This is a genomic window from Myxococcota bacterium (assembly GCA_039030075.1).
Classification (GTDB): Bacteria; Myxococcota_A; UBA9160; order UBA9160; family SMWR01; genus JAHEJV01.
Window position 1 is genome coordinate 109,636 of sequence record JBCCEW010000010.1, and the last position, 11,978, is coordinate 121,613.

The 11,978-nt window shown below is 67.6% G+C and carries 9 protein-coding genes; 3 read left to right on the forward strand and 6 right to left on the reverse strand.

Annotation, left to right across the window (positions count from 1 at the left end; genetic code table 11):
• Positions 1-3: 3 nt before the first annotated feature.
• A complete protein-coding gene (gene lpdA / locus AAF430_12770) occupies positions 4-1,413 on the forward strand; it encodes a dihydrolipoyl dehydrogenase (protein ID MEM7411101.1) in 1,410 nt (469 codons plus the stop codon).
• 49 nt (positions 1,414-1,462) lie between these two features.
• On the opposite strand, the gene AAF430_12775 is transcribed toward lpdA, so the two are convergent.
• Together AAF430_12775 and AAF430_12780 are read right to left on the reverse strand one after the other, a co-directional pair.
• Complete coding sequence (locus AAF430_12775) at positions 1,463-2,653, reverse strand: hypothetical protein (protein MEM7411102.1); 1,191 nt, start codon at positions 2,651-2,653, stop codon at positions 1,463-1,465.
• Positions 2,654-2,673: 20 nt separating this feature from the next.
• Positions 2,674-3,948 carry a hypothetical protein gene (locus AAF430_12780; protein ID MEM7411103.1) on the reverse strand — a complete coding sequence of 425 codons (1,275 nt, stop codon included), beginning with the start codon at positions 3,946-3,948 and terminating at the stop codon, positions 2,674-2,676.
• A 498-nt stretch (positions 3,949-4,446) separates the two neighbouring features.
• Between AAF430_12780 and AAF430_12785 the strand changes: the two genes are divergently transcribed.
• Positions 4,447-6,102 carry an NAD-dependent malic enzyme gene (locus tag AAF430_12785; GenBank protein MEM7411104.1) on the forward strand — a complete coding sequence of 552 codons (1,656 nt, stop codon included), beginning with the start codon at positions 4,447-4,449 and terminating at the stop codon, positions 6,100-6,102.
• Positions 6,103-6,158: 56 nt separating this feature from the next.
• Here the strand turns inward: AAF430_12785 and AAF430_12790 are convergent, their stop codons facing one another.
• From AAF430_12790 to AAF430_12800, 3 genes are all read right to left on the reverse strand, one after another.
• Positions 6,159-7,844 (reverse strand): EAL domain-containing protein, encoded by a 1,686-nt coding sequence (locus tag AAF430_12790; GenBank protein ID MEM7411105.1) that lies wholly within the window; start codon positions 7,842-7,844, stop codon positions 6,159-6,161.
• Between the two features lie 114 nt (positions 7,845-7,958).
• Entirely contained in the window at positions 7,959-9,539 is a 1,581-nt protein-coding gene (locus AAF430_12795; protein MEM7411106.1) for an FMN-binding glutamate synthase family protein, read from the reverse strand.
• Between the two features lie 281 nt (positions 9,540-9,820).
• Positions 9,821-10,063 carry a hypothetical protein gene (locus AAF430_12800; GenBank protein MEM7411107.1) on the reverse strand — a complete coding sequence of 81 codons (243 nt, stop codon included), beginning with the start codon at positions 10,061-10,063 and terminating at the stop codon, positions 9,821-9,823.
• 127 nt (positions 10,064-10,190) lie between these two features.
• On the opposite strand from AAF430_12800, the gene AAF430_12805 reads away from it, so the two are divergent.
• The gene (locus AAF430_12805) at positions 10,191-11,285 is read left to right on the forward strand and encodes an ATP-binding protein (GenBank protein ID MEM7411108.1); all 1,095 of its coding nucleotides are present in this window, start codon (positions 10,191-10,193) and stop codon (positions 11,283-11,285) included.
• Here AAF430_12805 and AAF430_12810 read toward each other — a convergent pair.
• Positions 11,282-11,962, reverse strand: coding sequence for a hypothetical protein (locus AAF430_12810; protein ID MEM7411109.1), 681 nt, complete (start codon positions 11,960-11,962; stop codon positions 11,282-11,284). The two genes, AAF430_12805 and AAF430_12810, sit on opposite strands and share 4 nt — an antisense overlap.
• Between the last annotated feature and the right edge of the window lie 16 nt (positions 11,963-11,978).

Below are 11,978 nucleotides of genomic sequence, written 5' to 3' on the forward strand. Positions count from 1 at the left end.
CTGATGAGCGAGAAGTCCTACGACCTGATCGTGATCGGTGGCGGCCCCGCCGGGTACGTCGCCTCCATCCGCGCGGCCCAGCTCGGCATGCAGGTCGCCTGCGTCGACAAGCGTGCAACCCTGGGTGGCACCTGCCTGAACGTGGGCTGCATTCCCTCGAAGGCGCTGCTCCATTCTTCGGAACGCTTCGCCTTCGCCAAGGAGGAAGCCGCGGCCCATGGGATCGCGCTGCAAGGCGTCGAGCTCGACCTCGCGGCCATGATGGGTCGCAAGCAGAAGGTCGTGGACGATCTGACGAAGGGCATCGACTACCTACTCGACAAGAACAAGGTCGACCGCTTCCACGGCAGCGCGAGCATTCCTGCCGCGGGCAAGGTGCAGGTTTCGCTCGCCGATGGCGGCTCGGTCGAGCTGCCCACCCGAAACATCCTGATTGCCACGGGTTCGGAGCCGACGAGCCTCCCCGGCATCCAGATCGACGAGCGTCAGGTGGTGAGCTCCACCGGCGCGCTCGCCCTCGAGACCGTCCCCGAGCACCTGGTCGTCATCGGCGCCGGCGTGATCGGGCTCGAGCTGGGCTCGGTGTGGAGCCGGCTGGGCGCGCGGGTGACCGTCGTCGAATTTCTCGATCACATCCTGCCGGGCATGGACCGAGACGTTTCGAAGCAGGCCCAGAAGATCCTCGGCAAGCAGGGTCTCGACTTCCGCCTTTCCAGCAAGGTCACCGCACTCGTGACCGCCACTTCCGGCGTGGCCGTCCAGGTCGAGCCGAGCCAGGGCGGTGAGCCGGAGCAGCTCGATGCGGACGTCGTGCTCGTCGCGGTCGGCCGCCGGCCCTACACCGAAGGCCTGGGTCTCGAAGCAGTCGGCGTCACGCAGGACGAACGCGGCTTCCTCGCCGTGGATGGTGCGTTCCAGACGAGCGTCCCCGGGATCTACGCGGTCGGCGACTGCGTGCCGGGGCCCATGCTCGCCCACAAGGCCGAAGAGGACGCGATCGCCTGCGTCGAGACCCTCGCAGGTCAGGCCGGGCACGTGGACTACGACCGGGTCCCGGGCGTCGTCTACACGCACCCGGAGATCGCCGGCGTCGGCAAGACCGAGGACGCGCTCAAGGCCGAAGGCACGCCCTACCGCGCCGCGAAGTTCCCGTTCTCAGCGAACAGCCGGGCGAAGGCGACCGGTGAGACCGACGGCTTCGTCAAGGTGCTGGTCAGCGAGGAACACGCGCGCGTGCTCGGCATGCACATCATCGGCCCGGGAGCGGGTGACCTCCTCCAGGAGGCGGTCCTGGGCCTCGAGTACGGCGCCACCGCAGAGGACCTGGCGCGGACCTGTCATGCGCACCCCGGCATGGGGGAAGCGGTGAAAGAGGCGGCGCTCGCGGCGCTGGGCCGGGCGCTCCACATCTAGGCGCGCCGAGGTGTGGCGGCGAGCGCTCGGTGCGCCCGCCGCCGATCCCTCAGTTACGGCACTGCTTCCGCACCGTATCGAACCATGGCCCGCCGGCCCCGGTACAGGTGCTCGTGTAGACCATCAGATGCGGATCGCAGCCCGTGCTGCAGGCGCAGCCCGAGCCGTCACAGTCGGTCTCCACGAACAGGTCCTGACCGTCGAGCGATTCGATCGCGGGCGGCTCGGCGCCCTGCTCCCACAAGAACGGGGCCTGGACGTTCTCCTGATTCTGGTTCAGGAGCGACGACAGCCGGTAGGCCGTGCCGCCGCTCCCTGCCTTCATCACGAAGGCGGTCTCCTTCGTGTCGACCGACCCGGCGAAGTTGAAGAGCCCGGTAACATCCGTGCTGGGGCTCGCGGCCGCCAGCACGTTGATGATGCCCCCGTGCATCGTGAACGCCGGCTCGGCGTCGGTCGTGTTGAACACGCCCCACATGTGGTTGCTGCCCAAACCGCCAGTCGCGCGAACCCGAATGACCGTGCCGTACAGGTTCGCTTTGCCGCCCAGGTTCAGCACTCCGCCGAACAGGCTGGCGCTTCCGCCCGCCGCGGCCAGCTCGAGCTCACTGTCATAGACGAAGAGCTCGCCGCAAGCCGTGCGAACCGGAGCCACCAACGTCTCACTGCCGCTCGCGTGCAGCGTCCGGACCCTGGCCCAGTGCACGAAGTGCTGGCCGGTCTCCCCGGGCGTCGTGCACTCGTCGTCCCACGCCAGCGTGGCCGGGTCGGCCCCGCCTTCCGCGCGCAGCTCGACGTTCGACCAAGAGCTGGAACCGGCCCCTCGCCAGCGGACCGCCCGGTCCTCGCCGTGGGCCCCGATGTCGATGAACGCCAGCTGATCGCAGTCGGTGACGTCGATCGCCACCGCGCCGTCGAAGGCCGAGATCTCCCGACCCGAGCCCCGCACCGTGACGTGGCTTCCCCCCGAGCAGGCGAAGGCCCCGAAGTCGGTTCCCGGGCCCACCATCACCAGCAGCGGGTTGCTGGCGCTGGGACTCGGCGTGCGGGTGTTCCAGACCCACCCGGTCGCCAGATCGAACAGAGCGGCAGCCGTCTCGAAGCAGTCATCGAGGACGACGCCGCCAACCGTGCAACTCTGGCGCAGGTGCACCACGCTCGCATCGACCGCGGCGACCGCAGGTGCAGTCCAGCACAGCGCCAGACCGACCACCCAAAGGAGAGTGCGCATACGCTTCATCGTCTTTCTCCTTTTGCGGGTTAGGGCAGCCGGCAGGCGGCGGTGACCGTGTTGAACCAGGGGCCACCTGCCGAGCAGTTCTCGGAGTAGACCATCAGGTGCGGCTCGTCCGCGGAGCCCCCACTGCAATCGCCCGTGCCGTCGCAGTCGGTCTCGACGTAGAGGTCGGCCCCCTGCTTCGAGATCACGGGCGGCGCGCTCGCGCCGGCTTGCCAGAGGAAGGGGGACTCGAACGTCGCGCCCCCTCGGAGCCGTTCCGCGGTGGCGGTGGGGTGCACGTTCAACACGAACGCAGTTCCCGGCGTATGCGCGAGCTGATTCGTACCGAGAGACACGATCCCGGCCACATCCAGCGGATCGCCTCCTTGCGGATCGACGTTCGCGTTCACGCTGATAATCGACCCGTGGCTGTGGAACACCCCGCCAGTTGCATTTCCGGAGAACTCGACCGCGCGGATCGGAGGCACGGAACTAGTGGAGTCGAAGTACCCCTTCACCGTCGCGCGAATCGCGGTCCCGAAGACGCGCACATCGCCTCCCACCGACCCGGATCCCAAACCGTTGAGATACAGCGTCGCGAAGTTGGCATCGATCGCTCCCGTCCCATAGTCGTCGTCCGGAACCTCGAGACTGATCTCGCCGCCGAAGAACCAGGACTCGGCGCACGCCGAGAATGCATAGAGCTGGCCGCCCTGGATGAGACCCACCCGACGAATCCGCGACCCGTGAAAGTAGTGGACCGCGCGACCGTCACTGGTTCCGCACGACTCCACCCAAGCATTCGCCGCGGTCGGCGAGGCCAGGTCGTTGTCCTCGTGGCTCAAGATGTCGACGTTCGACCACGAAGAGCTTCCTCCCCGAATCCAGCGGGCGGCCTCGACGCCACCGTGAACTCCGATATCGATGAAAGACAGGTTCACGCATCCGATACCTCGCACCCCCGGCCCCGTGAAGCCCGGCTCGCGCAGGATCGAGACTTCTCGCCCGCTCCCGCGAACCGTCACCCAGCCCCGGGTTCCTTCGGGCTCGGCGAAGCTGCCGCACTGAAACGCCTCGAAGGTCCCGGGCCCCACATCGATGATCAACGGGTTCGTGGCCGAAACGGGCGTTGACTTCGTCCAGATCCAGCCGATCGGGGCGCTAGCGATTGGGAACTCCGACAGCGCAGTCATCGACTCGAAGCAATTCTCCATCGCTGGGTTCCCGCAGTCCTGGCGGAGATACACGACGGTGGCGTCCGGGTCGGGCGTCGGATCCGGAATGGCACTTCCGGGAGACGCGAGAAATACACTCATCCACAAGAACGAAACGAACCGTTGCAGTCGAGACATGAGACACCTCGGTTGGTGAACGCAGCCATGCGCAACGCACTTGCGTGACACGCATCGCCGGTCTTATCACACCGATCCCCGTCCGAGTTCCACGAATCGGTGCCATGAAGATGGCTTCGCCAGAAGACACCATCGTTTCACCTGTTCCAGTGACGCTCGACACAATCCGACGCTGTTCATCGAAGTTTCCAAACGAGTGCAAGCCAACTTGCATCGCCTGACGAAACAGGTTTCAACCCGAACGCGCACGAGAGAGCCTTGCTGCCGACACCCGCTCCGCGAACAAAGAGCGCGGACACGCGCGCATGGCCGCGACCGGGCGCTCGCTCGAAACGCACGGCCTGGAAACGCCGACCCTCTTGGCGGCGTCGGGTACGTGGAATGCCGCACCCCTCGCGTGGGAACCGCGAAGTGGGCATTCCCCATCTCGCATCCCACATGGATTCGGCCGATGGGGATGTCATGGCCGAGAGAACCTTGCGTTCGCGTTCGGACGTCGCACAACCGCCCCCTCTCCGGGGCCAAGCGCTGCTGAACGCTCCGGGGGCGACCAAGGGAACCGCGTTCTCCGAGGCAGAGCGAGACGCGCTGGGCCTGCGCGGACTGCTGCCGGCGCAGGTCGGCTCACAGCCGCTGCAGATGGAGCGCGTACTCGAGAATCTGAGTCGCAAGGACTCCGACATCGAGCGCTACATCTTCCTCACCGGGCTCCAGGCGCGGAACGAGCGGCTCTTCTACCGGGTGCTCATCGACCACGTCGACGACGTGCTATCGCTCGTCTACACGCCCACCGTCGGCCAGGCCTGCCGCGAGTTCGCACACATCTTCCGCAAACCCCGGGGCTTCTACATCTCGGCGAACGACCGCGGTCGCGTCCGATCGATCCTCGACAACTGGCCCGAACGCGACGTTCGCATGATCGTCATGACCGACGGCGAGCGCATCCTCGGCCTCGGCGACCTCGGCGCCAACGGCATGGGGATCCCGATCGGAAAACTCTCGCTCTACACCGCATTCGCCGGGATCGCCCCGGAGCAGTGCCTCCCGATCCAGATCGACGTCGGGACCGGCAACCAAGAGCTCCTGCGCGACCCGCTCTACCTCGGACTCAACCAGGAGCGCGTCAAGGGCGCCCCCTATCTCGCGCTCATGGACGAAGTGATGGAGGCGCTCCACGACGCGTTCCCCCAGGCGATCGTGCAGTTCGAGGACTTCCTCACCCCCAACGCCTACCGGCTCCTCGACCGCTACCGAGACCGCTACGCCTGCTTCAACGACGACATCCAGGGAACCGCGGCGGTCGCCCTCGCCGGCCTGCTCGCCTCGACGCGCACCACGGGGAAGTCGCTCCGTGAACAGACCTTCCTGTTCCTGGGCGCGGGCTCGGCGGCGACCGGGATCGCGGAGCTCCTCGTGGCCAGGCTCCGGCACGAGGGCCTCGCCGAGGAACAAGCCCGGTCACGCATCTGGTTCGTCGACGTCGACGGGCTCCTGGTGCGGAGCCGCGACGATCTGCTTCCCCACAATCACCGCTTCGCCCACGATCACGAGCCGCTGAGCTTCCACGCCGCCCTCGAGACGATCGCCCCCGACGTCCTGATCGGCGCCACCGGGCACCCGGGCGTCTTCGACGAGGCGGCCCTCCGCACGCTCGCCCGCAAGCACGAACGCCCCGTCGTCTTTGCGCTCTCCAACCCGACCGACCGGTCCGAATGCACAGCGGAACAGGCCTTCGCCTGGAGCGGCGGGCGAGCGGTGTTCGCGAGCGGCAGCCCGTTCCCGAGCCTGGCGCTCAAGGACGGCGCGGAGTGGCGCCCTTCCCAGGCCAACAACGCCTACATCTTCCCTGGCATCGGGCTCGGCGCCCTCGCCGCCGAGGCGCAGCGTCTCAGTGACCCGATGTTCCTCGCGGCCGCGGCGGCGCTCGCCGGCGAGGTCTCCCCCGAGGAGATCTCCAACGGGTCGCTCTACCCCGACCTCCCGCGGATCCGTGAGGTTTCCGTCTCGATTGCGCGGGCCGTCGCGGAACAGGCCCACCGGGACGAGCTCGCTTCGGCTCCCGCCGAGCGCTGGAGCCCCGATGCGCTTCGCCAGCGCATGTACGACCCGACCTACTGACCCGCGCACGGACCTCGCACCTCGATGCGCCACAGGCCAGTCGAGGGACGCCGGCCTCAGCCGCTGAAGAGCGCGTCTTCCGACAGGGGCTTCGAGAAGAAGAAGCCCTGCATCCAGTGGCAGCCGTTCCGCAACAAGAACGCGCGCTGCGCCTGGGTCTCGACGCCCTCGGCCACCACTTCGAGACCGAGCCCGTGGCCGAGCCCGATGATGGAGCGTGCCGTCATCGCGCCCTTGTCGTCGCGGGTCGCCGCGACCACGAAGCTGCGATCCACCTTCAGCTCATCCAGAGGGAGCTGCGGGAGCAGACTCAGGTTGCAGAAGCCGGTCCCGAAGTCATCGACGGCCACTCGCACCCCCCGGTCGCGGAGGCGACCCAGGATGCGGCGGCTCGTCTCGATCTCGCGCACCAGCGAGCTCTCGGTGATCTCCACCAACAGCTCCGACCCGGGCAGGCCGGCCTCCTCGAGGGCGTCGACCACCAGACGGTCGAAGTCTCCGTGGCAGAGCTGGCGCGGCGCGACGTTGATCGACACCGGGCCGAACGACTTCCCGCTCTCGATCCAGCGCGCCTGGGCCAACAGGGCGTGCCGAAGCACCCAAGCACCCATCTCGTCGATCAACCCACTCTGCTCGGCGACCGGAATGAAGTCTCCGGGTGGAACCAGGCCGCGCCGGGGGTGGTGCCAACGCAGCAACGCCTCGACGCCGATCTTGGATCCGGTCCGGCCATCGACGCGAGGCTGGTAGTGGAGCACGAACTCGTCGCGCTCGAGGGCACGGCGCAGGCCGGCCTCCAGGTCGGCGCGATGCCGCGTCTCTTCCTGCAGCTCGCGCGTGTAGTAGCAGCAGGCTTCGCCGGTGGACTTCGCGCGGTACATCGCGGCGTCGGCATTGGCGAGGAGCATCTCGGCGTCGGTCCCGTTGTCGGGGAACAGAGCGATCCCGATCGAGGCACCCACTGCGATGTCGCGCTCGGTGTCCGCAAAGCGCATCGGCTCCGAGAGTCGGTTGGCCAGCTTCGATGCGACCAGGAACGCGTCGCGCGGATGCCGAATGTTCGACAACAGCACCACGAACTCGTCGCCACCAATGCGGGCGGAGGTGTCCGACTCCCGCAACTCGGCCTTCAGGCGCTTCGCGACCTCGACGAGCACGGCGTCACCGATGCGATGCCCCGCCGAGTCGTTGATCAGCTTGAAGCCATCGAGGTCGATGAACAGCACCGCTATCGGCGCACCGCGACGCGCTGCGCCCTTCAACGCATGCTCCAGCCGATCCATCAGCAGATACCGGTTCGGGAGCTCGGTGAGTCCGCAGTGGGTCGCGAGGAAGTGGACGCGCTCGTTCGCCAGCAAGAGGTTCTGTGCGAGGGCGTGGCGCTCCACCGCGTGGCGCAGGGCCTTCGCGAGAACCCGCGGCTCGTACATCCCCTTCGCGAGGTACTCCTGCGCACCGGCCTGAACGGCAGCGAGCGCCATCTCCTCGTCGTCGTGCCCCGTCAGCACCACGACCGGAGGCGGGCTGCCCGCTTCCCCCAGGAACGTCTCGAGCGTCTCCAAGCCCGTGCTATCGGAGAGATTCAGGTCCATGACGACGACGTCGGGCTCGCTCGTCTCGAGGACGGCGAGGCCTTCGCGCAGGGATCGGGCCTCGTGGACGGACGCATCCACGCCGCTCGCAAGCCGTTTGCGAAACAGCAGCGCATCGGCCTCGTCGTCTTCGATCAGTAGGACGTCCACCTCATCTCCATCGAGCCGCGCATCCGCTTCCTTGAAGAGATTCGCGTGTCAATTAAACCCAGGAGATGGGCTCCGTACTTCCTCGAGCGCGCCAGGCGCCGATGCTGGGCGGGATCAGTCCGCCTGGACGGCCGCATCCGACACCGTCGGGAACAGATCTTCCGCGGAGCGCGGTAGCTGCCCTTCTGCCCGCCAGACCGCGTGATGACGGCGGAACTCGGTGGGCGACTTCAAACCAGCCGCCGCCGCAAGCGCAGCGATCGAGGCCCGAAGGGTCGTCACGTAGTTCAGTACGCGGAACTGCTTCTCGTCCACGACCAGAGCCTCGATGAGCTTCTCGTCCGTGGTGGCCACGCCCACGGGGCACGTGTTCGAATGGCAACGCTGGGTTTGGATACAGCCCACCGAGATCATCATGCCGCGCGCGACATTGACGGCATCCGCGCCGAAGCAGAGCGCCAGCGCGATCCGATCGGCCGAGAAGAGCTTCCCGGAGGCGATGATCTTCACGCGATCGCGCACGCCCGCCCGCCGGAGCGCGTCATCGGCCTCGATGATCGCCGCGCGCGAGGGCATCCCCACGCTATCGGCCATCTCGCGATAGGTCGCTCCGGAGCCGCCTTCTCCGCCGTCTACGGTGATCCAATCCGGACCATCGCCCCGCTGGGCCATCGCCAGGGCCAGCTCGTCGACCGAGCCCGGCCCGCCCACGACGATCTTGATGCCGACGGGCTTCCCGCCCTCCTGACGCAGCCGCGCGATCCACTCGAAGAGATCGTCGACGTCCGAGATCATCGGGAAGCGGTTGGGCGAGTTGATCGTCTGCCAGGCAGGAACGCCGCGGATCTCGGCGATCTCCGGGGTGACCTTCTCGCCCTCCAGGTGTCCGCCGCGAATCTTGGCACCCTGGTGGAGCTTGAGCTCGAACCCGACCACAGCGTCGAGAGCGGCCTTCTTGCGGAACTCGGACCAGTCGAAACCGCCGTCTGCATCGCGCACCCCGTGCAGCCCCGGCCCGATCTGCACGACGATCGGCGCGCCACCCTTCAGGTGATGCGGCGACAGCCCGCCCTCGCCGGTGTTCATCCAGGACGAGCCGGCCATCGCCAGGCCAGAGCTCAGCGCCTCGATCGCGGTCCGACCGAGCGCGCCATAGGACATTCCGCCCATTCCGATCATTCCGCGCAGGACCCACGGATGCGGCAGGTCTTCTCCCATGCGAAGCGCGAAGTCTTCCGTGAGCGTCCAGGATGCGACGTCCACCTTTTCGACGTGCTCTCGGCGATGGAAGATGCCGTCGTGGTCCATCACGTAGCGCTGCGTCTCGATCGACGGCTTGTCGTCGATGCCCATCTCCTCCCGCAAGCTCGGGAGCAACGCGTTGCGGAGGTACCAGCCGGGCTCTTCGTAGTCGCGCTTGGAGCCGAACGACACCAGCGTATTGAGGTACTTCGACGCCATGACCATCGAGAGATAGTCCTCGCGCGAGAAGGGCTTCCCGGTACGATCGCCGTCGAACAAGTACTGCCGGAGCTCGGGTCCGAGGTGCTCGAGCACGTAGCGCATGCGTCCGAGGAGCGGGAAGTTCCGCAGCAGCGCGTGCTGCGACTGATTCCGCGCGCGCACGGAGAAGTAGAAGCCAGCGAAGAGAACGGCGAGGACGACGAAGATCCCCCCCGCCATCAGCCAATCCAAGATCTCACTCCAGCCCATCACGGCCGCACCGCCCCCCTCACAAGGCATTCCGCCCCATTCCCACTGCTCTTCGTCCGTTCATGGAACAGTCACGAGAGCTTCGGCCGGGGCGCGGGCGCACGGCGGACACCGATCGGGTGCAAGCCGATCGGTCGACGGCTTCTACGGAATCGCGGTTGGGCGTTTCACGGGTGTGCCGGCGAGAACGCGGCGGGCGCCCCGCCAAGGCCGGGCACTTCGATCCGCGTCAGGCGTTCCGATCCGGAACGCAGGGCTTGGAGTCAGTCGGACGGACGGCGGCTACGACGCTCGCGATCGACTTCGCGCGCCGCGTCGACCATGCGGCGGCGGGCCGCCACGCTGGGCGGAAAGGTCTCGCCGGCCAGTTCACGACCGGCGACCTCCATGAACGCGGCGAGGGATACCCCCGCGCGCGCACAGAAATCGCGCCAGCCGGCCGCGGCTTCCGGAGAGACCCGCGCGGAGAGCACTTCGCGGGCCCCCTTCTCGTCGCTAGCGCTCATCCTATCTCCTGCTATCATCAGCTTGCATCAGTGAGCTTGACCGACATTTCTAGCACACCTTCGATCCCGCGGGGCTGAATCCCTCCTTTCCCGCCTGCGCTCGGATCCGCTCAAGGAGGAGCGGCACATGAGCGAGTCGCACTTACGGCTTCCGCGTGCCTTCCACCTGGGAGACGCGTTGGCAGCCGTGATGGACTCCATTCCGGCCCTCGTCTTTCTCAAAGACGCCAACAACCAGATCCTCTACGCCAACCACGCTGTCGCCGAGGCCATGGCCACCACGCCCGAGGCCATGGTCGGCACCGCGTCGGAACGCTGGTATCCCGCCGAGCACGCGGAGCGCTATTTCGCGGACGACCTCGAGGTCATGCGCTCGGGCCGCCCGCAGCTCGGCATCGAGGAACCGAAGCGCACGCATTCCGGCGAGATCCGGCTGCAGACCGACAAGTTCCCGGTCTTCGATGACGCCGACAATCCGGTGGGCATCCTGGTGATCGCGCGCGACACCACCCACGAGAGCCAAGACCCGGGCCAATCGGCGCGCTTGGCGACGGTGGGTCGCCTGGCGGCGGGTGTGGCGCACAACGTCAACAACGCGCTCACCCTCCTGCTCGGCCAGATCGACGTCGCCGAGCAGGCGCTCCAAAGCGACGACGACCCGACCGCCGCGCTCGAGCTGGCCCGCAATGCCATCCGCAAGACCACCGCCTCTACTCGGAAGCTGATGTCGATTGCGCAGCCACACCCGGTCGCGCCGACCTGGCAAGCGCCCAACGAGATCCTCCGCGAAGTCGCCGCGCTGCTCGGCGGCGCGCTCTCCAACGTGGAGCTCCGCGTCTCGCTCGACAACGACGTGCCCCCGCTGTGCGTCGACGCCGACGGCTTGCTCGAGGTGTTCGTGAACCTCGCGCTCAACGCGCGCGACGCCATGCCCGAGGGAGGCACGCTTCAGTTCTTGTCTCGCCTGCTCCCCGCCACAGCGAGCGAACCGGCGCGGGTGCGCCTGTCGGTGGCCGACACGGGAACCGGGATCCCCGAAGCGCTACGCCCGACCCTCTTCGAACCCTTCGTGAAGGGTTCGGGCTCTCACGGCCACGGTCTCGGATTGGCGAGCGCTCGTGCCCTGGTCGAGGATCAGGGCGGCGAACTCAGCTTCGAGACGCAGACGGGCCGGGGCACCACCTTCCACGTCACGCTCCCGGTGCCAACCGAGGACGGCTAGGACTCGGGCACCTCGGTGTCGACCTGCGCCGCGTTCGTGGTGGCGCCGTTCTGGTAGACCGCTTTCTCGAGCGCTTCCAGTCGGTCGACGAGGTCTCGCAGCAGAGCCGCATCGGCGCGCACGCCGGCCGCGGCCGGGTCGGGCGCAGGCGCGCCGGCCCGCATGGGCGGCGCCTGGGCCTGCACATAGAGCGCGACGCGATCCACGATCTCGTCGAGCTTGGGAATGATGTCGCCCACCGTGCCGCTCTGAATGAAGATGCGACGAGCGGCCGCGGCTTCGGCCTCGCTCGCCAGCACCGGCACGCAATGGATGTCGAGGCTGGCCCCGTCCCCGAACTGGGTGAAGGAGCCGAAGATCACGTAGTCGGCGCCCCGGGTTCGGCCCTGATCGAGGGCCTTAGAGAGCTCGGTGGTGCCCGCACTGGCGTCGTGCAGGCGGAGCGTCTGGGCGGTGCCGTCCTGCTCGAGACGCGAAGAGATCATGTCGGAGATGCCGCGGCTCACGTAGCTGGCATCGGGTGCGGCGCTGTGGACGACGATCGGCAGGATCACCAACCGGACGGAGCCGCCGGCCAGTGCCGGCCCCGCCAACAGGAGGGCGGCGAGCCCGGCCAGGAACGCCCCCAGCAGGCGGCGATGCGCGCCCACAGGCGAATGGGAGTCTTGGGGCTGCACGGTCGCGTCTCTCCTT